This is a genomic window from Pseudomonas sp. ADAK2 TE3594 (assembly GCF_053628675.1).
On sequence record NZ_JBRJGV010000001.1, the window covers coordinates 1,907,176 to 1,928,811 of the forward strand.

The 21,636-nt window shown below is 59.3% G+C and carries 22 protein-coding genes; 7 read left to right on the forward strand and 15 right to left on the reverse strand.

The genetic code is table 11. The features are described 5' to 3' along the window. Positions 1-215: 215 nt before the first annotated feature. The 3 genes from AB7M22_RS08805 to AB7M22_RS08815 all read right to left on the reverse strand — a co-directional run bounded on the left by AB7M22_RS08805 (position 216) and on the right by AB7M22_RS08815 (position 3,050). Positions 216-1,142, reverse strand: a complete 927-nt coding sequence (locus tag AB7M22_RS08805; RefSeq protein ID WP_048394758.1) for a sugar ABC transporter substrate-binding protein — start codon at positions 1,140-1,142, stop codon at positions 216-218. 100 nt (positions 1,143-1,242) lie between these two features. After that, a complete protein-coding gene (locus AB7M22_RS08810; protein WP_454185959.1) occupies positions 1,243-2,031 on the reverse strand; it encodes a TIM barrel protein in 789 nt (262 codons plus the stop codon). Continuing rightward, entirely contained in the window at positions 2,028-3,050 is a 1,023-nt protein-coding gene (locus tag AB7M22_RS08815) for a Gfo/Idh/MocA family oxidoreductase (RefSeq protein ID WP_454185960.1), read from the reverse strand. The genes AB7M22_RS08810 and AB7M22_RS08815 overlap by 4 nt, the downstream gene beginning before the upstream one ends. Before the next feature lie 200 nt (positions 3,051-3,250). Here AB7M22_RS08815 and AB7M22_RS08820 point away from each other — a divergent pair, with 200 nt between their 5' ends. Next, positions 3,251-5,296, forward strand: a complete 2,046-nt coding sequence (locus AB7M22_RS08820; protein ID WP_454188776.1) for a sigma-54 interaction domain-containing protein — start codon at positions 3,251-3,253, stop codon at positions 5,294-5,296. Here the strand turns inward: AB7M22_RS08820 and AB7M22_RS08825 are convergent. Then, positions 5,276-6,325 (reverse strand): LacI family DNA-binding transcriptional regulator, encoded by a 1,050-nt coding sequence (locus AB7M22_RS08825; protein WP_454185961.1) that lies wholly within the window; start codon positions 6,323-6,325, stop codon positions 5,276-5,278. The two genes, AB7M22_RS08820 and AB7M22_RS08825, sit on opposite strands and share 21 nt — an antisense overlap. Before the next feature lie 180 nt (positions 6,326-6,505). Between AB7M22_RS08825 and AB7M22_RS08830 the strand changes: the two genes are divergently transcribed. Genes AB7M22_RS08830 through AB7M22_RS08845 form a run of 4 tightly spaced genes read left to right on the forward strand, consistent with a single transcriptional unit; the run spans position 6,506 to position 10,085 of the window. Then, positions 6,506-7,618, forward strand: coding sequence for a fatty acid desaturase family protein (locus AB7M22_RS08830; RefSeq protein WP_454185962.1), 1,113 nt, complete (start codon positions 6,506-6,508; stop codon positions 7,616-7,618). Positions 7,619-7,654: 36 nt separating this feature from the next. Beyond that, positions 7,655-7,975, forward strand: coding sequence for a MocE family 2Fe-2S type ferredoxin (locus tag AB7M22_RS08835; protein ID WP_007904516.1), 321 nt, complete (start codon positions 7,655-7,657; stop codon positions 7,973-7,975). 18 nt (positions 7,976-7,993) lie between these two features. Beyond that, positions 7,994-9,235, forward strand: a complete 1,242-nt coding sequence (locus tag AB7M22_RS08840; RefSeq protein ID WP_454185963.1) for an NAD(P)/FAD-dependent oxidoreductase — start codon at positions 7,994-7,996, stop codon at positions 9,233-9,235. A 1-nt stretch (position 9,236) separates the two neighbouring features. Continuing rightward, complete coding sequence (locus AB7M22_RS08845; RefSeq protein ID WP_454185964.1) at positions 9,237-10,085, forward strand: sugar phosphate isomerase/epimerase family protein; 849 nt, start codon at positions 9,237-9,239, stop codon at positions 10,083-10,085. Positions 10,086-10,346: 261 nt separating this feature from the next. Here AB7M22_RS08845 and AB7M22_RS08850 read toward each other — a convergent pair whose 3' ends face one another. Continuing rightward, positions 10,347-10,808: a hypothetical protein gene (locus AB7M22_RS08850; protein WP_454185965.1), complete on the reverse strand. Its 462-nt coding sequence runs from the start codon at positions 10,806-10,808 to the stop codon at positions 10,347-10,349. A 243-nt stretch (positions 10,809-11,051) separates the two neighbouring features. Further along, positions 11,052-12,314, reverse strand: coding sequence for a hypothetical protein (locus tag AB7M22_RS08855; RefSeq protein WP_454185966.1), 1,263 nt, complete (start codon positions 12,312-12,314; stop codon positions 11,052-11,054). Between the two features lie 212 nt (positions 12,315-12,526). Between AB7M22_RS08855 and AB7M22_RS08860 the strand changes: the two genes are divergently transcribed. Continuing rightward, positions 12,527-13,654: a saccharopine dehydrogenase NADP-binding domain-containing protein gene (locus AB7M22_RS08860; RefSeq protein ID WP_454185967.1), complete on the forward strand. Its 1,128-nt coding sequence runs from the start codon at positions 12,527-12,529 to the stop codon at positions 13,652-13,654. A 1-nt stretch (position 13,655) separates the two neighbouring features. After that, the gene (locus tag AB7M22_RS08865; RefSeq protein WP_007904497.1) at positions 13,656-14,147 is read left to right on the forward strand and encodes a DUF2269 family protein; all 492 of its coding nucleotides are present in this window, start codon (positions 13,656-13,658) and stop codon (positions 14,145-14,147) included. Positions 14,148-14,161: 14 nt separating this feature from the next. Here the strand turns inward: AB7M22_RS08865 and AB7M22_RS08870 are convergent, their stop codons facing one another. The 9 genes from AB7M22_RS08870 to AB7M22_RS08910 all read right to left on the reverse strand — a co-directional run bounded on the left by AB7M22_RS08870 (position 14,162) and on the right by AB7M22_RS08910 (position 21,576). Then, complete coding sequence (locus AB7M22_RS08870; RefSeq protein WP_454185968.1) at positions 14,162-14,530, reverse strand: DoxX-like family protein; 369 nt, start codon at positions 14,528-14,530, stop codon at positions 14,162-14,164. Beyond that, positions 14,527-14,979, reverse strand: coding sequence for a thiol-disulfide oxidoreductase DCC family protein (locus tag AB7M22_RS08875; protein WP_454185969.1), 453 nt, complete (start codon positions 14,977-14,979; stop codon positions 14,527-14,529). The genes AB7M22_RS08870 and AB7M22_RS08875 overlap by 4 nt, the downstream gene beginning before the upstream one ends. 154 nt (positions 14,980-15,133) lie before the next feature. Further along, positions 15,134-16,042, reverse strand: coding sequence for a MurR/RpiR family transcriptional regulator (locus AB7M22_RS08880; RefSeq protein WP_454185970.1), 909 nt, complete (start codon positions 16,040-16,042; stop codon positions 15,134-15,136). Between the two features lie 132 nt (positions 16,043-16,174). Beyond that, positions 16,175-16,939: an ABC transporter ATP-binding protein gene (locus AB7M22_RS08885; RefSeq protein ID WP_007904480.1), complete on the reverse strand. Its 765-nt coding sequence runs from the start codon at positions 16,937-16,939 to the stop codon at positions 16,175-16,177. 18 nt (positions 16,940-16,957) lie between these two features. Next, on the reverse strand, positions 16,958-18,070 hold the full coding sequence (locus AB7M22_RS08890) for a succinylglutamate desuccinylase/aspartoacylase family protein (RefSeq protein WP_454185971.1): 1,113 nt from the start codon (positions 18,068-18,070) through the stop codon (positions 16,958-16,960). A 9-nt stretch (positions 18,071-18,079) separates the two neighbouring features. Continuing rightward, positions 18,080-18,778 carry an ABC transporter permease gene (locus AB7M22_RS08895; protein WP_007904476.1) on the reverse strand — a complete coding sequence of 233 codons (699 nt, stop codon included), beginning with the start codon at positions 18,776-18,778 and terminating at the stop codon, positions 18,080-18,082. A 12-nt stretch (positions 18,779-18,790) separates the two neighbouring features. Continuing rightward, on the reverse strand, positions 18,791-19,480 hold the full coding sequence (locus AB7M22_RS08900) for an ABC transporter permease (protein WP_032830789.1): 690 nt from the start codon (positions 19,478-19,480) through the stop codon (positions 18,791-18,793). Positions 19,481-19,587: 107 nt separating this feature from the next. Further along, positions 19,588-20,364: an ABC transporter substrate-binding protein gene (locus tag AB7M22_RS08905; protein WP_454185972.1), complete on the reverse strand. Its 777-nt coding sequence runs from the start codon at positions 20,362-20,364 to the stop codon at positions 19,588-19,590. A 381-nt stretch (positions 20,365-20,745) separates the two neighbouring features. Beyond that, positions 20,746-21,576 (reverse strand): alpha/beta fold hydrolase, encoded by an 831-nt coding sequence (locus tag AB7M22_RS08910; RefSeq protein WP_008011081.1) that lies wholly within the window; start codon positions 21,574-21,576, stop codon positions 20,746-20,748. Positions 21,577-21,636: the final 60 nt, after the last annotated feature.

The following is a 21,636-nucleotide window of genomic DNA, read 5'->3' on the forward strand; positions in this document are numbered from 1 at the left end:
GGAGCCTACCTGGGGCACGGTTGAGTTTCTGAGTGTACTTCTGGCCGGTTAGCGACAGTCCAGCTTCGCAGACTCTGCAACGGTCGGCCAAAAGCGGCCAATACCCAAAGTACCAAAAGTCGCCGAGCAGCGATCAGGCAAGGCGACTTTTCGCATGAAAGCCTAAGACGAAGCGACGGCCAATTTGAATCACCTTCAAATTCTGCCGATTGACGCTATTTATAATGTTGCTCAAACACCGCTACCTGCTCCGGCGTGATCAGCTGAAAGGGCACCCAGACATCCGTCTCGACCGGCTCACCTTTGATCATCTTGATGGCTGCTTGCAGCGCGCTGGTCGCTTGCGCTTTAGGGTCTTGAAAGACGGAGGCTACGAGCATTCCGCGCTTGATGGCCGCCAGGCCGTCAGGCAAGCCGTCGATGCCGACAATTGCAATCTCGCCCTTGGCTTTGCCGGCTTGCTGCAGTGCCATGGCGGCGCCGATGGCCATCTCGTCGTTGTTGGCAACGATGGCATCAAAACCGGTGCCCGCCAGGAGCCAGTTGCTGGTCAGATCCATTCCTTTGTTGCGCTGCCACTCGGCACTTTGTTGTTCGACGATCTTGATCCCGGGATAGTCCTTGAGCACTTGTTTGACGCCTTCGGTGCGGTCGTGCGTGGAGTTTTGCGCGAGGTCGCCCATGATGATCGCGATGTTGCCTTTGCCCGCCATCTTGTCAGCCAGGTAGCGCATTTGCAGTTGCCCGGCCTCAACGTCGTTGGAGGCCACCGTGACCACGCCTTTGGGCAGGACGCGTTCGTCCGGATGGCGGTTGACGTAGACCAGCGGTATTTTCGCTTCGACGGCGGCGCGAGTCATGTTGGCGGTGGCAGCGGTGTCCACGGGCAGGACGATGACGGCATCCACTTTCTGGCCGAGAAAGCCCTGGATCTGATTGAGCTGGCGAACCACATCGCCCTGGGCATCCTCGAACTGGATCTGGACGTTCTCCTTCCTGGCGGCATCTTCCAGGCCACTGCGCACATAGGTCATGAAGTTGTCGTCAACCCTGGCAATGCTGACGCCGATGCGATAGTTGGCGGCGGCCCATTGGCTGAAGAGGAATAACAGCGTGGCAAAAAGAAGTGTGCAGCGACGCATGATGGTTTTTCCTTTTTTGTTATGAGTTGAAATTCATCAAGATCAAACGTGAGAGTTTCTGGCGCTCTCTGAATCAAACCCGCCGAGAGCGCCAGCGTCCTCAATCCAGCGTGAAGGCTAGCCGAAAGCGTTCAAGTGCTGCTTCACTGTCGCCGCTGGCCCAGCCCTCGAGCCCGACGACACCGGTGTATCCCATGCGGAACAAGGCTTTGGCAATGGCCGGATAATGGATTTCACCGGTGCCGGGTTCCATGCGGCCGGGGACATCGGCGACCTGGATTTCCCCGATGGCGCTGCCTGCGCGCTGGATCAGTTCGATCAGGTTTCCTTCGCCGATCTGGGCATGGTAAAGATCCAGGTTCATCTTCAGATGAGGGCTGCCCACGGCCTCGATCAGCGCCAGGGTATCGTCGGCGCGAGCGAAGGGAGTGCCGGGGTGGTCCACCTCGGTATTGAGGTTTTCCAGCAAGAATACCCGGCCTGCGTCTTCGCCCAGGCGAGCGATTTTTTCCAGGGTCTTGCAGGCGCTCAGCCACATGCGTCCGGTGGTGTGGGCCACGGGTTTGACCGGCAAGCCTTTGTCACCCAAACCGGTGCCATGCAGGTTGAGACTCGGGCAATTCAGTTGTGCGGCGACGGCCAGCGATTCTCGCGCGCTGTCGAGCAGGTGCTGGATGTCTTCGGGGGCGGTCAGGTTGCCCGAGATGTAGCCGGTCATCGAGGTGAAGTCAGCGCCCGTGGAGACAAGGGCCGCAATGTCTTTCTTCGTCCAGTCCCAGAGTTCCGCGCTGAATCCCAGCGCGTGAATACGTTTTACGCGCTCTGTGAACGGCAAGTCGAGGAAGACCATCTCGGCACTGATCGCCAGTTTGAACGGTGTGAAACTCATGAATGGGCTCCTTGCACGCGCACTGGTTTGCCCTGCTGGAAGGACTCGATACACGCGCGGGCAATGGCCAGTGCAGCTCGGGCGTCTTCGCCGCTGGCGAGCGGTTTTTCACCGGTGAGCAGGCAGTCGACAAAGTGATTCAGCTCGGCCACGTAGGCATCACGCAGCAGGTCGGTGTCCAGGCGCTGGGTATCGGCCTGGATGCCATTGGCCAGATAACGAACCAGGTCAGACTCATTGACGCTGCCCATGGTCAGCATGCCAGCGCTGCCGAACACTTCCCCTCGAACATCGTAGCCATACACGGCCTGGAAATTGGCCTCGGCCGTCGCGATGGCGCCGTTGTCGAAACGGATCGTGACCACGGCGGTGTCGAGGAAGCCCTTGGCTTTGTAGTCCGGTGCGATCAGGGCATCGGCCATGACAAAAACTTCGACCGCTTCGGCACCGGGATTGAGGTAGCGCAGGGTATCGAAGTCATGGATCAGGGTTTCGAGGAAAATCACCCACTGCGGCGAGGCAGCCGGATTGTTCAGCGCCGGGTCGCGGGTCAGTGAGCGCAGCAGTTGCGGCGTACCGATACGGCCGGCGACCACGTCCAGGTGGGCCGCGCGGAAGCTTTTGGCGAAGCGGCGGTTGAAGCCGACCTGCAGCGGCACGCGCGCATCGGCGGCTGCGGCGATGGCGCGGTCGGCCTCGTCGAGGGTGATGGCCATGGGTTTTTCACAAAACACGCCTTTGCCGGCCCGGGCCGCACTGATCACCAGTTCGGCATGGCTGCGGGCGGGGGCGGCAATCAAGACGGCGTCGATTTCCGGGTCATCGAGCAGTTGCTGTGGATCGGTGTAGACCCGTTGCACACCCAACTCTGCGGCCAGGCGGGCGGCTTGACCGGGGGTAGGGTCGGCGATGGCGGCCAGACAGGCGCCGGGAATGTGTCTGGCGGCAGTCAGGCCGTGAAAGCTGCCCATGCGGCCAGCACCGATGAGACCCAGGCGGATGATCTTGGACGTACTCATGAAATGACTCCCTTTTATTGTTGTTCAATGACTCGCAGCAGGAATGTCCTCGCTGGCGTAAATCAAGGGAGCAAGGGCTGTGCCAATATTTAAGTTGTTGATATTTAACAAATTAATTTATATTTATTGAAAAGAGTGTTCATTCGAATGACATGTCTACACTGACATGTCTAAAACGTGAACATAGAAGCGGATCGATGATGGTGAACCCACAGCTAACAGCCTTCAGCACGCAAGACCTCGATTACATCACCGCGCTCGGGCCTGCGTCGTTGAACGAAGGACCGATCGCCGAGCTGGATCAGGCTTGGCTGGCTTGCCTGAAAGGGCGCATCGATCGACCTGCGGGGGTCAGGCAGGTTATCTGGGATTCCTGGCTGCGCAGCGTCAGTGCCGGCCTCGATCCTGAGGATGGCGAATACCGGTTCGTCGCCCCGGCCGTTCTGGCTTCAACGCTGGCGGCCAATCGCGCCTTGATCGCGGCGGCGGCTGAGGTCATGAAGGGATTGCTGGCTTACAACCCCAGGGGCCATATCAATCTGACCGATGCCGCAGGCACGACCCTGTATTTCTGTGGCCTGGACCTCACGCCTGTGGGCAGTCGGCTGCTGGAGTCGGTGCAGGGCACCAACTGCACCGGGCTGGCGCTTGCCGAAGATCGCTTGGTGTATGTACTGGCCGAGGAGAACTTCGGGATCGGCCTGCGTCGGCGGCGCATGCATTGTGCTGCCGCGCCGATCAGGGATGCGCAGGGCAGGACGCTGGCCATGCTGACCTTGACCGCCGAGCCGGGCTGGTTTCATTTCCATACGCTGGGCACCGTCCAGGCAGCGGCCGAAGCGGTCTCGCGGCAGATGGCGCTTCAAGCTCTGTTGGAAGAACAGCAAACCGTCCTCGAAGTGCTCAACGAGGGTCTTGTGGTGCTGGATGAGCGGGGCTGCATCAAGGCGCTCAACCGTTATGCCCGCCAATTGTTTCGTGTGGGCCGGGACCTGCTAGGCAGCCCGTTCCAGCGTCTGGGCCAGAGCGAACTGACCGATGAGATTCTGCTGCGTGGCGGGGAAGGGCAGCAGTATGAAGGGATAAGGGACCTGGATTGCACGTTCGAATTGCACGATCGCAGCCACTTGGCGTGCCTGGTCTCGGTGTGCCCACTGGAGCAGGGCGGGCGTATTGTTTCGTTGCGCGAGAACCGGCGCATCCGGGAAATTACCCGGCGGATCATCGGCACTCAAGCCAGCTACACCTTCGACACCATTCTGGGCAGTTCGCGCGCCATCCAGGACGCGTTGCACCTGGGGCGGATTGCCAGTCGCAGTGATTCGACCACGCTGATCCTGGGTGAAAGCGGCACCGGCAAGGAGCTGTTCGCCCAGGCAATCCATAACGCCAGCGACCGTTGCAGTGGTCCGTTTGTGGCGGTCAATTGCGGGGCCATTCCGCGAGATCTGGTGCAGAGCGAACTGTTTGGTCATGTCGAGGGCGCCTTCACCGGATCGGCCCGTGGCGGCTCTGCCGGGAAGTTCGAATTGGCCGATGGCGGAACGATCTTCCTCGACGAAATCGGTGACATGTCTTTCGATGCCCAAGTCAGCCTGCTGCGCGTCTTGCAAGAAGGCGAGGTGACTCGCGTGGGCGCGAAAAAATCGCAGCAAGTGGATGTACGCATCATCGCCGCCACCCACCGCAACCTGAGCCAGGCGGTTGCCGATGGCGCCTTCCGTGAGGACCTTTACTACCGGCTCAATGTACTGAACCTGACGGTTCCGCCGCTACGAATGCGTCGGGAAGATGTTCCATTGCTGGCGCGGCATTTTCTCAATCGTTGCACCCGGTCGTTGCGCAAATCGGTGCAGGGCATCTCGCCCGAGGCGCTGGATATTCTTTCGGCCTACAGCTGGCCGGGTAATGTTCGCGAGTTGGAAAACACCATTGAACGCGCGACCAATCTGGCGGTGACCGAATTGATCCAGCCAGCTGATCTACCGCTTGAAATCAAGCAAAGACTACGTCAGCCGGCGCCAGGAAGTGTGCCCGAACCCCGGGCTGCCCTGGACCTCGGCACCCATGAAATGAATGCGATCATCGCGGCCCTCAGGGATACCCGCGGCAACATCCGCCTGGCCGCGAGGCAGCTGAATGTTTCTCGCGGCGGGCTGTACAACAAGATGAATCGGTTCGGGCTGAGTGCCGATGCTTTTCGTGAAGGAGCCAATGGGGAGAGTTCAGCCTCGAGCGTTCTCTGAGGTCACGATCTGCAACGGGATATGGATTCGATGCCGTATCGGATCGAAGTCCGGCGTGGTCTGCAGCTCGACCAGCAAGTCAACCAGCGCTGCCGCCAGCAATCGCGGCTGGGAGTCGATCACCAGGCTGATCAATCCCTGATTCAGCGCTTGTCGCGACAGCTCGGTCGACTCCTGCAGAATGCAGCACAGCGACGGCTGCTTCGGTAGTTGCGACAGGGCATTGATGACCCCGTCGCCGCCACCGCCGACCACGCACAACCCCCGCAAGTCGTCATGCCGCGCCAGCAGGTCCAGCGTCGCCTCTTCGGTGATGTCGCAATTGTCCAGATTGATCACCGCTTCCAGCAGCCGCAACCCTGGGGCGCGCTCCGCCAGGTAGCCGCGCAGCCCCTCGACCCGCGCCTGATGGCCAAGAAAACGGTGACCGCCGAGCAACACCCCGACGCTGCCTTTGCGGGCGCCACGCGTGTGCGCCATCAGCCAACCCATGGTACGTCCGACCTCGTGATTATCCTGTCCGACGTAAGGCTCATCCGCCGCCTCATGAATGTCCGACAGCATCGCGATCACCGGCACGCCGGCCTCTCTGATCTGCGCGATGGCGGCATTGATCAGCGGATGCGCGAAGCTGACCACCGCCAGACCGTCGCACTGCACCGCCAGTTGTTCGATCTGGGCAATGATCGCGCTGGGCGTGCGATCAAAGACGTACTCGAATTGAATGCTCAGGTTGGCGCCAGCCTGACGCTGCGCCGCCTCGGTGATGGCAGAGGCAACGTTGCCATAAAACGCCTGAGCGGTGCCGAGCAAGAGGATGCCGAAACGATAGGTGGGACGCCGTTCGCGGATCCGCTGACCGATCAGCCTGGCAGCAAAATAACCGACCGCTTCGGCGGCCTGGAAAACCTGCTCGGCGGTGTCCGGGTTGACCGGAGCCCTGGCGTTGAGCACCCGGTCCACGGTGGCGACACTCAAGCCTGCGTGTTCGGCAACGGTGGCGATGGTTGGGCGTTTAGTGTTGTTCATGGCAGGTCCCGCAAACGCTTTGATAGAAAACTATCAAGCTTCAATGGGCCTGGATGATAGCTTGATAGGGAATGTATTCAAGGGCTTGAGGGTGATTTCTGCGCTCTCTATATTTTCCCCAGCGATGTGATCCCGCGTCGAAAAGTGCCTAAAACAATCAAGCTTGCGGAGAACAATAAAATGCCTGAACAAAACGCAGCCTTTGAAAGCCCCGGTAAACCCAAGCCTCGGGATTATCGTTTGACCGGCCCCGAAGCCGCCCGAGCGGCGCAAAAAGGCCTGGTATCGGCAAGCTGGTACCAATCCCCCATTTCTCGTAAACGCATGAAGGAATTAATGCAGCGCCGCGATGGCCCGGCCTTGCTTGATACCGCGATCTGGCTGTCGGCGATGATCGTGACCGGCTTCGGTGGCTACTGGTTCTGGGGCTCCTGGGCCTGCGTTCCGTTCTTCTTCGTCTACGGGATGCTCTACGGCACGGCGTCCAATGCCCGTTGGCACGAAGCGGGTCACGGTACGGCGTTCAAGACCCGCTGGATGAATGATGCGATCTATCAGTTGTCGAGCTTCATGTTCATGTTCGAACCCCAAGTCTGGCGCTGGAGCCATGCACGGCACCACACCGACACCGTGATCGTCGGCCGCGACCCGGAGATCGTCGAACCACGTCCGCCAAGCCTGATTAATATGGTGCTGAGCCTGTTCAGAATGCCTTATGCGTTGAACACGATGTGGTCAGTCTGCAAGCACGCGGTAGGGCGGATGGGTGAAGAAGAGCAGACGTTCATCCCCGAATCCGAGTGGCCCAAGGTTGTGAGGGACGCACGCGTCTGGCTAGCGATTTATGCGCTCACCGTGGGTACTGCGGTTTATCTGCAGAGCTGGTTGCCGCTGATGTTTGTCGGCCTGCCGACCCTCTATGGCGGTTGGCTGTCCTACCTGTTCGGCCTTTCGCAGCATGTCGGCCTGGCTGAGGACGTACTCGATCACCGCAGCAACTGCCGCACGATTTATATGGGCCCGGTGCTGCGCTTCATGTACCTCAACATGAACTATCACCTTGAGCACCACATGTACCCGATGGTGCCGTTTCACGCGCTGGCACAACTTCACGAGGAGATCCGCCGTGACTGCCCGCCGCCTTACACCAGCCTGTTCGAGGCCTTCAAGGAAATCCTCCCGACCATCTGGAAGCAGCGCAAAGACCCGACGTATTTCGTCTCTCGTCCTTTGCCACAACGCGCAGCGCCGACCGCCAACGTCCAGGCAGAACCTGAAGTAACGCCGGCCTGACACCTTCCTGTCTGTACCACTACAAGAGAAAACGCCATGACCGATCAATGGATCGATGTATGTGCCGTGGACGATATCGACGATGAAGATGTCATTCGTTTCGACCATGGCCAGCACACCTATGCCGTCTACCGCTCCGCTAACAGCGAGTTTTTCGCCACCGCGGGCCTGTGCACCCACGAGTCCATCCACTTGGCGGATGGTTTGGTGATGGACCATGTCGTCGAGTGCCCCAAGCACAACGGGCGTTTCGACTACCGCTCCGGCAAAGCCCTTGGCGCACCGGTGTGCGTCAATCTCAAGACCTATGAAGTCCGGGTCGAGGCGGGGCGTGTGCTGCTCGCCATCACGGTTTAACTGCACGGAGTCTGTGCCATGAATCCTGCCAATGCTCCACTGGTCATCGTCGGCGCCGGGCATGCGGGTGGTCGCGCGGCCCTGACCCTGCGCGGCGAAGGTTATAGCGGTCGCCTGATTCTGATAGGCGACGAGTCCCACCCGCCCTATGAACGTCCACCGCTGTCCAAGGGGCTGTTGCAGGGCACGGTCGATTTGGCGGGTTACAGCCTGTGCGATACCGCTCTGCTCGCCGAACTGGACATCGAACACCTGGCCGGCAACCCGGTGAAATGCCTGGATCCGCAGCAGCATCGTCTGCAACTGGCCGACGGCAACTGGCTGCATTACGCGCGGCTGTTATTGGCGACGGGAGGGCGGTCGCGCAGACTCGCCTCGGTGCCCGAGCACCTGCTCAATGTGCTTTATCTGCGTACCCATGACGAGGCGCTGGCACTGCGCACTTCGTTGCAACCTGACGCGCGGGTGGTGATCATCGGTGGCGGCTTTATCGGACTCGAAGTCGCCGCTACCGCCCGTGCCTTGGGTTGCACCGTGACCTTGCTCGAGGCCGGTCCGCGCTTGGCGGGTCGGGTGTTGCCGGAGCAACTGTCCAGTGTCCTGCTGGACCTGCATCGCAGTCGGGGCGTGGATGTCCGGCTGAATGTGGCGATTGAGGCGGTGCAGGGCACGACTCACGTTGAGTCGGTGCAACTGGTCGACGGCCAGTTGCTGCCCTGCGACCTGGTGGTGGTGGGCATCGGCATGCAACCCAACATTGAACTGGCTGCAGCCGCAGGACTTGAGGTCGGCCAGGGCATTCGCGTCGATGCCCAACTGCGCACCAGCGCGCCGGACGTCTTTGCGGCGGGCGATGTCTGTGAATTTCGTCTGCACCCGCAAGGCGTTTTCCAGCGTCAGGAAACCTGGCGCAACGCCGAGACCCAAGGTCGTCACGCCGCCCTGAATCTGTTGGGCGGCGAGCTGCCCTTCGAGGTCATTCCCGGTTTTTGGTCCGATCAATACGACTGGGGATTGCAGACCGTGGGCGTGATCGCAAACACACAACCCACGGCGAGCCGGACAACCCCCGGTGGCGGTTTCCTGTTGTTCTACCTCGATGCCGAGCAACGTCTGCAAGGCGCTTGCGGCTGGGGGCAGGGGAACAGCATCGCCAAGGACATCAAGTTGTGCGAGCGGCTGATCGCTCACCATAACCCTCTCTCAGCGGACGCTCTGGCCGACGCCGATGTACCGCTCAAACAACTGCTGAGGAACTGACATGCGTGAATTCCTGGTCTTTCAGTCCCAGTGGGCCATGCAAGATCACCGCGGCCAATGCGACCTTCCCCTGGAAGCGCAAGTGGAGAAAATCGCCGCTGCCGGCTTCGACGGCATCACCGACCATTTCTGGATCGCGCCACATGCCGCTCGCCTGCATGCCGCCGCCAAGGCGCAAGGCCTGCAAATCGAAGGGCAGGTGTTCCCCCGCACCGTGGATGATCTGGCGGCAGCGATGGATGTCGCGGCCCGCTACGGCTGCCACCACCTCACGCTGCAAGCAGACGTGCGGCCGCGCACGTTGAAGCAAGCTATCGAACTGATCGAAGGCTGGCAGCGTCTGGCCGAGCAGGTGGACTTTCCCGTTCTGCTGGAAACCCACCGTTATCGCCTCACCAATGACCTGTTATTCACCCTCGACATTCTCGAGGAAATGCCCGATCTCAAACTGTTGGCCGACTTGTCCCATTATGTCGTGGGCCGCGAACTGTCAGAGCCGGCTGCCGCCGAGGACGACGAACAGATCCACACCATCCTGCGCCACAGTTGGGGTTTTCATGGTCGTGTCGCCAACGGCGAACAGGTCCAGGTGCCCCTGAGCTTCGCCCAGCATCGACCCTGGCTGGAACGTTTCCTGGGCTGGTGGCGCTATGGAATAGAGGATTGGCTGGCCCGACCGAACACACCCGACAGCCTGTCCTTCACCTGCGAACTCGGCCCGCCACCCTATGCCATCACCGGTGCCGATGGACGCGACATCACCGATCGCTGGGCCGAGGCGCTGATGCTTAAGGATGTGATACGCGAGGTTTGGAATGACTGCCGGGCGGGGTCAAATGATGGGGGCTGATTTAATGCAGGAGTGGTCGTAGGGTAGGCAGCTTTCAACCCCATAGCGGACGTTTAGCAAACTCGATCCTTTCGCCTGTCCTTGGTCAGGCGGGGACGGGTTTGGGCGGCACTACAAGTATCCCGGCCGATGCGCTGGCTTCATTTTCGGATCGCTGCATCCTGGCGACCTGAGGCGTATATCAGGACCACACAGGGCGTGTGAAACATGGAGGGCAATGAGGCCCTCCCTTTTTCGTTTGTGCGACGGTCGTGGGCGCTGTTAGTGCACCCGGGTGCTCACTACCTCACCGGTGGCTGCATCCTCCAGCCATACTTCCAGCCGATTGAGGCCCACGTACTTTGAGCGTGCCATTATTTTCTGGCCGGGTTTGCCGTCGAACTTCAGGTCCGCAAACAGGAAGTGACGGGGCAGCCGGTATTCCAGTTGGATGGTGTAGGTGCCCGGTTTCAGCACGGCTCGCTGCGGGGAGTCGTTCTTGTAGTAGTACGTGGAGAACGGGATGTTGCCGACTTTTTTATCGTTGATTTTTATGATGTTCAGGTCCGGCTGGAGATCGGCAAAGTGACGCTGGACCCTACCCGCATAAGTATCGGTTTCGACCACGGTATAACGCGACTCGTCCCCCACCGTGACGGGATCGACATTGGAGTACGCGGGCATTTCCGCACAACCGTGCAGGCACAGCAGTGCGATGACAAACGGCAGGAAGATCTTTCTCATCAATAGAACCTATTTTCATCCAAAAAAGTTAACGGCATTTGTCGTGTTCGGGTTTGGCCAACCGTTCAGACGTGATTGCCCAATACCCGGCTAAACCCGGGACGACGCGCATCTGCAAAATAGCCGCACAGCGCTGCCATACATTTGATTCAGAAGCGCTCGACAACGGGCTCTTGGTGCTGGCGGCCGCCCATGCAGTCGCTACATCCAGAAGCGTGTCCAGGCCTCAGTCTCGATGAGTGCTTAACGCACAACATCCACTGCTGTGAACGTGTACACGCTATTCGATTTGTTCCACGTCGACTCCAGCGTCAGGGAAACACCCAAATCCTCGATAAAGGCGTTGGAGGTTTTACTGGTGCCCTGTTCGCACTCAAGCGCGATGGCATCGCCGGTCAGTGAGGCGAATACTTGCCGGGCAGGGAAGCGCTGACCCACGGTGCAAGTCGTCGACAGCTTCATGGGTTTGTCGGTTGGCCGGGCAGGCACTTCTTCCATGACCAGGCGAGCGCTCAACGTCTGGCCGGGGCTCCAGCTCGTCGGAGCCTTAACCTCAAGTTCGCGGGTGAGCAACACGCGTCCATCGCCTACGCCGTTCATTTTCGACTTCAACTGAATCAGGCCCGCCTGGGTGAGACGCTCGACGTGGAAGGCTTCGCTGTAGATCTCGTTCTTCTTCAGCAAACCGCCGTCTGCGGTGTACTCAACCGTCACCGGACGATCCTTGATCGCATTGCCGGTCTTGGTGGCATAGGTGTAGCTCAACGTTTTGAATTTCGGCTTGAGCAGAGGCGAGTCGAGGCGCTTGAGCACGTCTTCCGGTACGGCGACACCGGCAATGCTCGTATCCGGTTGTGGCTGAGGATAATCAGCCGGCGTGATGTCCGGGCGCAGTTGGGTAAGCATCGCACCGTCAACGGCGCCTTGCAGGGAACAACTGACCCGCGACTGAGTGCCCTGTTTGCCTTGCGCCTCGACGATCAAGATGCGTTCCACACGTTTGTTACCCGGCGCCGTGCCTGGCTGCGGTTGGATGACTCGCCATTGGTCACCGACCTTGAGTTCACTGCGCACATAGGACGAGCCTACATTCTGCAGTTGCCCAGGTTGCTCCATCAGCGGCGCGAGGCGCTTAGCCACTTCGTCTATGCCGCCTTCAACAATGAAGCCCCAGAAATAGTAGTGACCCAGTTGGCCGAGGTCGTTACTCTCGTCGACATAGGACAACAGTTTCATACCGGCAACGATCGGCGTACCGCGCAGAGACACCGAATTTTCCGGGCTGCTGCCGCGGTTTTTAACGGTTATCCACGCCGCATCTTTTTCCTGCTTAAGCGGCGCAAACGCCCCCCAGGCATCACGGTGGGTGTTCAGGCTGGAGAAGAAACTGGCATCGCAGCGGGTGAAGGCCTTGAACGTTTCGGTCAGCGCAGAATCGCTGGCTTGGGCGACGATGGGTAGGAGCAGAGCGCAAGCGAGGAGCAGAGCAGAGGACGGCAACTTCATCGAACGGGATGTCCTTATCAGTGGGCTGTACGGATGAAGGCATATGGCCATTATCCAGAAACTGGAGGGTGAACTCCAGTCGTTCCTGTGCAAGTCACTATCGTCCACCGGGTTGTTTTACTTGCTTTACACTCCAATGTCGCTGTCGGGTAAAACTTGAAAACCACGTTCGTTATTGGCTGAAAGCAGCCTGTCAGTTAGGGAAGAGTTGAATGGTGTTCAGGGTGATGGTGGTCGGTGGCTACGGAAACTTCGGTAGCATCGTTTGCAGGCATTTGGCGACGATGCCAGAGGTGGAACTGGTGATCTCGGGCCGCGATCCACACAAGTTGCAGCGCAAAGTCGATGAGTTGAAAAGCCAATCGGGCACTGTCGCCGAAAGTTGGTGCGGCAATGCCATGGGCACTGAGTTCAAATCCGTTTTGAGCTCGATGAACATCCAGTTGGTCATCCATACCGGCGGCCCGTTTCAGGGGCAATCCTATGCCGTCGCCGAGAATTGCATCGACGCTGGCGTGAACTACTGCGACCTGTCTGACTGCCGAACCTTCGTCAACGGCGTTGGCGTACTCGATGCCCAGGCGAAACAGGCCGCAGTGGCGATCCTCAGTGGCTGCAGTTCAGTGCCGACGCTGTCGTCAGCCATCATCGATCAGCAGCGCTCTCGCTTCAGTCGTATCGACTCGATCGAGCATGGCATATCCTCTTCGGCGAAGATGCCGGGATTGTCGACCGTCGAAGGCGTACTCGCCTACGCAGGTAAACCGATCAAGCAATTCAAGAATGGCAAGGTGCATGAAGTGTTGGGTTGGCAGGATCTGACACTTCGCAAGATGCCGCACCTGGGCACTCGGGTGCTGGCCAACGTCGATGTGCCGGACATGGATATTTTCATCGGCCGCTATGGCGCGCAAACCCTGAGCTTCAAGGCCGGCGCAGGCTTGAAGCTTGGCGGTGTCGCCAACTACCTGCTGGCTCAGGCGCTGAGGATCGGGTTGGTTCGCGACCATGCCCCCTGGGCCGCAAGACTGCATCGGCTGGGGACCAGGTTTGAACGCTTCGGCGATGGCAAAAGCGCGATGTACATCGACGTTCAGGGCATGGGAGTTGACGGGAAACCGCTGGCCATGACCGTGCAACTGACAGCCATGAATGACAAAGGTCCGGAGATCCCAAGCTGCGCAGCTGTAGCCTTGGCCGCGAAAATGGCCCAGGGGTATGTGCCGCAACCCGGTGCCCGGGCTTGTGTGGGCGAAATTACTGTCGATGAATACATGGCAGCGATCAACGATCCGCACAATTTGAGCCTGTCCGTGCAGTTCTCTGACGAGCCGCGCTGACATGCTTTATTTATGCCTGAAGTACCTCCACGTCATCGCCGCGATTTTCCTGTTCGGATTTGGCATGGGCTCATACCTCTATCTGATCGCAGCCAGCCGCACGGCCAACCCTCAAGTAATTGCACATGTGGCCCGAATGGTCGTGCGCTTCGACACCTGGATTACCACGCCGGCAGGCTTTATTCAGATCATCACGGGCTACCTGCTGATGAGGCTCTCCGGACTTCCCATGACCACGGAATGGGTGCTGACCTCGTTGATCATCTTCTTCTGCGTAGGCTCGCTTTGGCTGCCGGTATTGGTGCTGCAGAAGCGGCTGTATCTGATGGCGTCGTGCGCGGTTGAGGCTGGAAACGGACTCGATGATGAATACCGATCCGTGTACAAAAAATGGTTGTGGATGGGGGTAGTCGGTTTTGTCGGGATGTTTGTGATTGTGCTGATGATGGTGACGAAGATGACGCCGGTGCAACTGGTCGAGCTATTGGGATAGCAGGATCGGCTGGCTCAAGACTTGGTGTTCCAGGCCACTGCGCACAGGGCAAGTCCCGCCACATTCAACGAGACCGGATTGAAGGCATCCTTGAGCATTGATGGATTGAAAATCGCCACATCCAGCAGCAGGCCCAATAGCGCTGTCGCGGCGACGGCAAGAGGCCAGCCACTGCGCGGCGCGAGCAGTATCCATAAGGCCAGTGCAATCTCTGCGACCCCGGCAATATTGGCGAACAGCTCAACCTGAGTGATCCCGTGAGACTGGATCATTGTCAGCTCGCCCGGGCTCAGCCACAGTAACTTGGGAATCAGACCGTGGTAGCCAAACATGAACGCCAGCCCCCCACGGGCGATCCAGTTAATGCGTGTGAGGGCGTTCATAGGGGCGCTTTCAAAAAGCGCTGTTCATGATCAGGATCCGGCAACAGGCACATGTCGTATTTCCCGAAGAGCCGATAACGATTAAGCGCAATGCGGTCGTATGCCCAATCTCGAAGCCTGCGAGGGAAGATGCGCAAGAGGTTCACGGGGCGCCAGAATGCGGGCAATTGGGCGATGACTTCGAAAAATGCGTCTGAGCGCTCCCAGTAATGTCGGTCGCGGATCACCGCCATGGTCTCGAATTGATCCACGGGCAAACCTGCCCACGCGAGCAGGGCCTGCCCCTCGGGTGACTGAACCGCCGCCAACCGCACGCGCCGCTGGCGGTCATGACGAATCAAGAACCTCGCCCAGCCATTGCACAATTTGCAGACTCCGTCGAACAAGACCACAGTTTCTCCTGGCTTGAGCAGGGGCGCGGGAGAGGGGCGGATTTGCGAGGCTGGCATAAGCAATGGGTCCGAGGGAGCCTGGTTATCCCGGATCATAACCGCGTACCAGCGTTAAAGTCTGCGTTTGGCCGGTTGCTCTCCGTCGCGAAGAGCCGTTAAGCATCTCCAGACCACTCCCGCGCGGGTCTATCAGGTAAAAACCAGAACGGAATCACTTTTTCGGTGGTTTACCGCTGGCAGGGATGTGCAGGTACGACATCACGCTTTCAGTCAGTTCGGTTGCCAGTTTGACCGCTTCTTTATTGCGCGCCATCACGCCGGCGACCAAGCCTTCGATCAAGGCCAGCACGGCGATGTTGGAACTGGTCAGCACCGGGTGATCGCAAGGCGCAAACAGCGTGTGCTCGGCAATGCCGGTGAGCGGCGAGGCGGGTGAGTCGGTAATGGCCAGCACCGATGCGCCACGTTCATTGGCGAAGCGTGCCAGTTGCAGGGTGTCGAGGGAGTAGCGCGGCAGGGAGATCGCCAGCAATACGTCCTGGTCGGTGATTGCGGCCAGACGGTAAGCGGCGTTTTCGTTGCCGCCTTCCATGCTGATGGCCGTGGCGTCCGCACAAAAGGGCATCAGGGTCGAGGCGGCAAGACCGGCGAAGTAAACACTGTTGCCGAACCCCAGAATGTAGATTTTGCGTGCCGTGGTCAGGCGAGTGACGAAGGCTTCAAAGGTGTCGGCGTGGTTGTTGGTCACCGCCGTGGCCAGGTTGCTGCTGGCGCTCTGCAGTTGTTCATGCAGGCCAAACGCACCACCGGGGCGATGGGCAAGTTCGTTGCGCAGTTTGTCGACCGGCGACACCATCTGCTGCAACGTTGCGATCAGCTCGGCCTTCATGCCGCTGTAGCCACCGAGGTCCAGCGCTTTGGCCAGACGGTTGACGGCGGCGGGTGAGGTCAATGTCTCGTGAGCCATCTCCTCGATGGTCAGCGTTGCGGCCTTGAGCGGGTGACGCAGGATAAAGTCCGCCACCTTGCGCAGTGACGGCGGCAGTTCGGAAACGATTTCCGTCAGTTTGCGCATGACCGGCGCGGCATAGACAGTGGTGTCTTTCGATGGGGTTGGCATATCCAGCTCAACATTTCCTGAAGGTGAAAGAAGGGCTGTGCCTGATGCCCTGACAAGGTTGGCTGGAGTGTATCCCAAGCCTGCCTTGTCAGGGCAGCGCCGAGCCGAGCCGTGGATGGGTGGGCGGCGGTCTTACTTCAAACTCCCGGACAGAAATTGCTGGAGGCGTTCGGACTGCGGGTTGACCAGCACCTCACTCGGGTCGCCACGCTCTTCGACAACGCCCTTGTGCAGGAACACCAGTTGGTTCGAAACCTCGCGGGCAAAACCCATTTCGTGAGTCACCACCACCATGGTGCGGCCTTCCTGCGCCAGATCCTGCATGACTTTAAGCACTTCGCCGACCAGTTCGGGGTCGAGCGCCGACGTCGGTTCATCAAACAGCATCACTTGCGGTTCCATCGCCAGTGCGCGGGCAATGGCCACGCGCTGCTGTTCGCCACCGGACATATGCGCCGGCCAGGCGTTCATGCGGTGGGCTACCCCGACTTTATCAAGGTAGTGCTCGGCCTTTTCCCGTGCCTCTTTCTTGCCCAGGCCCTGCACATGCACCGGGGCTTCCATGACGTTTTCCAGAGCGCTCATGTGTGACCAGAGGTTGAAGTGTTGAAACACCATCGATAGCTGTGAACGCATGCGTTGCAACTGCTTGGGTTCGGCCGCCTTCAGCCCGCCAAGCTTGTTGGCTACCAGCTTGAGCGGTTCGCCATTGAGTACGATATTGCCCGCATTGGGTTGCTCCAGCAGGTTGATGCAGCGCAGGAACGTACTTTTGCCAGAGCCGCTGGAACCGATGATGCTGATCACGTCACCGGCCTGTGCTTGCAGGGACACGCCCTTGAGCACCTGGTGCGCGCCGTAGCTTTTATGCAGGTCTTGAACTTCGAGTTTGTACATGGTTTTAACTCTCTGGCATCAGTCGCTGAGCAAGCGACCCTGGCGAATGGGGGTAGAACCGGCAACTTTGGCCAGCCACAATCCGGGCTGGGCATAGCGCAGCCGTTCGCGGGCATAGAGAATGCCGTCGGTGCTGGCGCTTACCACGCTATGGCGGTCGGTCAGCGGGTCGATGACCTCGAAGAGTGGATCGCCGACCTTGACCTGCGCGCCCAGCGGTTGCAGAAAACTCACCACACCCGGATGGGGTGCACAGGCGTACTGCGCGCCGGCGAATGGCATGGCCTGGCAATGGCTCGGCGGTGCCGCTGGCCAGTCACCGCTGATCAGGCCTTGTTCGGCCAGATACCCGAGAATGGCTTGTGCACTGTCGACGCATTGCTCGCGCTCGGTGTCTGCCATGCCACGCAATTCGATGGTGGTGGCCATGCACGCCAGGGGAATATTGGCTTCAGGAAACCGCTCAGCCAGGCGTAACCATGCAATGGCGCAGGCTTCGTCGAAGGCACTGCCGCCCGCATCTTCGGCCAGCAACGTGACCCCGGCGCCGAGGCGAGCGGCCAGTGACTGCAAGCGTGGCCAATGTTGCGGCATCGCATACAACAACATGATCGATTCGAAATCACAGTGCAGGTCCAGCACCACATCGGCGTCACAGGCATGCTGCAGCAACAAGCGACGCAGGCCGTCGAGTTCCGAGGTCGGTGCTGGCATGGCGGCGAGGGCATCGCCCATGGCGCGGCGGATGAGTGCGACGTTGGCGTCGGCATCGTCGCCCAATTGGCCTTCCAACAGGGGGGCGACGGCATCGACCAACTCCGGGAACTCGCGATTGAAGTTCTTGCCGCTGGAGAACTCAAAGCGCCCCTGATGGGTGGCCTGGAACATTTGGGCGATACCGATCGGATTGGCCATTGGCACCAACTCGATCACCCCGGTCAGGCGGCCTTGTGTTTCCAGTTCCAGAAGACGGCGCTTGAGCTCGGCGGCGACGCGCATCCCCGGCAACTCGTCGGCATGCAATGACGCCTGGATGTACGCTTTGCGTGGTCCACTGCCAAAACGAAACAGCGTCAGCGTGCGTTCGGTGCCCGATGCACTCCACGGCAAGCGGTATTGAATGTGCTCCATAACAGCTCCTTAGTACTTGCGCGGTGCCAGATACGCCAGCCAATGGCGCTCGGCCAACTTGAACAGGCGCACCAGAATGAAGGTCAGGGCGAGGTAGATGAGCCCGGCGGTGATAAACGCCTCGAACGGTAGATAGAACCGCGAGCTGACAGTCCGCGCGGCTCCGGTGATGTCGACGAGGGTGACGATGGAGGCCAGGCTGGTGGTTTGCAGCATCATCAACACTTCGTTGCTGTACTGCGGCAATGCCCGGCGCAAGGCCGACGGCATGAGAATGCGGCGATACAGGGTCAGGCGTGACATGCCCATGGCCTTGGCGGCTTCGATCTCGCCATGGGGGGTGGATTTCAGACTGCCGGCCAGCAACTCGGCGCTATAGGCACTGGTGTTGATTGCGAAGGCCAGACAGGCGCAAAAGGTGGCGCTGGAGAGGTAAGGCCAGAGCACGCTTTGGCGCACTGCTTCGAACTGCGCCAGGCCGTAATAGATCAGGAACAGTTGCACCAGCATCGGCGTGCCGCGAATCACGTAGGTATAGAGCCAGGCCGGGAAGTTGATCAGCGGCGATCGCGACACCCGCATCAGCGCCAGTGGAATGGCCAATACCAAACCCAGGGCCAGGGAAATGAACAGGACTTTGAGGGTCAACAAGGCGCCATTGAAGTACAGCGGCAGGTTTTCCCAGATCAGGTTGTAGTCGAGAATCATGGGCGGTTCCCCTCACAATTCGGCGGCTTTGATGCCGACCGAGTAGTGTTTTTCCAGATAGCGCAGCACCAGCAAGGACAGGCTGGTGAGCATCAGATACAGCGCGGCTACCGCGAGAAAAAACGTGAATGGCTCGTGTGTGGCATCCGCTGCGTTCTTGGCTTTGAACATCATGTCCTGCAAGCCGATCACCGAGATCAGCGCGGTGGATTTGGTCAGTACCAACCAATTGTTGGTGAACCCGGGAATGGCGAAACGAATCATCTGCGGTACCAGAATTCGCCAGAACACCTGCGCACCGCCCATGCCATAGGCCACGCCGGCCTCGGCCTGACCTTTGGGGATCGCCATGAAGGCGCCGCGAAAGGTTTCCGAGAGGTAGGCACCAAAAATGAAGCCCATGGTGCAGACGCCGGCGATAAAGGGGTTGATGTCGATATAGCGGGTGTAACCGAGCGCCAGGGCAATGCGGTTCACCAGATCCTGGCCACCGTAGAAAATCAGCAGGATCAGCACCAGGTCTGGAATACCGCGAATCAGGGTGGTGTAACTTTCCCCGAGCACGGCCAGCCATTTGAGTGGTGACAATCGGAATGCCGCGCCGATCAGCCCCAGGGCAATCGCCAGGGACATGGACGTCAAGGCCAGGTTTATGGTCAGCCAGGCGCCATCGAGAATGCTCGATCCGTAGCCGTGAAGCATCATGAAGTTCCTCAAGCGAGCGCCGCGAGGCGCGCAAGACAACCCCCTGACATACGCCTGCAATGGGCCGTCGCCGGGTCTTGGGTCAGGGGGGCAGGGGTAAGGGCTTACTCGCCGTAGATATCGAATGCGAAGTACTTGGCCATCACTTGCTGGTACTTGCCATTGGCGCGAATGGCGTCAATCGCGGCACTCAGGCGCGCAACGTTGGCACTGTCGCCTTTGCGCACGGCGATCCCGGCGCCCCTGCCAAAATATTTCGGGTCGTTGATGTCGGGCCCTGTCAGTGCGAAGCCCTGGCCAGCCGGTGTCTTGATGAAGCTCTCATCGGTGTTGACGATGTCGGCGAGGGTGGCGTCCAGACGACCCGAGGCGAGATCGAGGAAGGCTTCATTTTGTGAGGAGTAGCGCACCACGACGACGCCGGCTTTTTCCAGTTGCTCGGTGGCAAAACGATCGTAAGTCGAGGAGCGCTGCACGCCGACTTTCTTACCCTTGAGGTCCACCAAAGGGTCATTGATCAGGTTGCCGGCCTTCATCGCGAACTTGCCCGGTGTGTGGTAGTACTTTTTGCTGAAGTCCACGGACTTCATTCGGTCTTCGGTGATCGACATCGACGACAGCACGGCATCGATCTTGCGCACTTTGAGCGACGGGATCATGCCGTCGAACTCCTGAATGACCCACTCGCATTTGACCTTCATTTCTTCGCACAAGGCGTTGCCGATGTCGTAATCGAATCCGCTGACGTTGCCCTCTGGTGTCTTGAAGGAGAAGGGAGGGTAGGCGGCTTCGATACCGATACGCAGGCTGTCTTCGTCGGCATGTGCCAGGAAGCTGAAAGCGCATAGCACCAGAGCACCTAGAAGTTCTGTCTTGTTCATATTGTTGACTCCTTGGAGGGCATTTTGGGGGTACGGGTGCCCGCCATCCGGGTTGGCGCGGCGGATCAGTCCTGTGATCGGCGAGGCTATAAATGACACAATAAAAATCAATATGCAACTCATGTGAAAATAAACATGTCAGATTGGGGCGTGACAAAGCGCAACAGTGCCCGGTTGGTGCTGGCACTGGTGACCGGTTGTGCGGGGATCACAAAGATTGTTTCGGGGGGGGCGAATGACCGTTTTTTGCTGTGGATTCAACCGGTCGATGCAACAGATGGGCTAAATCTTTCAGGGAGGTGTTTCGTCGTTCAGGGTTTTCCAGCGCCAACCATTTCAGACGCCGCGACGGCGATCAGATCGCCGTCACGACGTTAGTGCTCAACCGCGAATGAACGCCAGCAAATCGGCGTTGATCTGATCCGCGTTGGTCGTCGGCATACCGTGGGGAAAGCCCGGGTACGTCTTGAGGGTGGAATGTTTCAATAGTTTGGCCGAAAGCGGCGCAGAGTCGGCAATCGGCACAATCTGATCATCCTCTCCGTGCATGACCAGTGTGGGCACCTGAATCGCCTTCAGGTCTTCGGTGAAGTCGGTCTCGGAAAACGCTTTGATGCAGTCGTAATGAGCTTTTGCACCGCCCATCATGCCTTGACGCCACCAGTTGTCGATTACGCCTTGTGAAACCTTCGCCCCGGGTCGATTGAAACCGTAGAACGGCCCCGACGGCACGTCCAGGTAAAACTGCGCGCGGCTGGCGGCCAGTGCGGAACGGAACCCGTCGAACACTTCCAGAGGTAAACCACCGGGGTTCTTCTCTGACTTAACCATGATGGGGGGAACCGCGCTGATCAGCACGGCCTTGGCAACGCGTCCCGGTTTGGCTCGAGCGGCGTAGCGCGCTACTTCACCCCCACCGGTCGAATGGCCGACATGGATCGCACCTTTAAGGTCGAGCGCATCGGTCAGCTCGATGACATCGGCGGTGTAGGTGTCCATTTCGTTACCCACCCAGGTTTGGGTCGAGCGGCCGTGACCGCGGCGGTCGTGCGCGATCACCCGATAACCTTTGAGCAAGAAAAACATCATCTGGTTGTCCCAGTCGTCCGCGCTCAATGGCCAGCCGTGGTGAAAGACGATGGGCGTCGCGTCTTTCGGACCCCAATCCTTGAAGAAAATCTCGGTGCCGTCTTTGGTCGTAATAGAGTTCATAGCGTGCATCTCCTTGTGATCTGGTTTGTGTTGGGTTGTAGAGGGCTTGTCAGCGGCCTG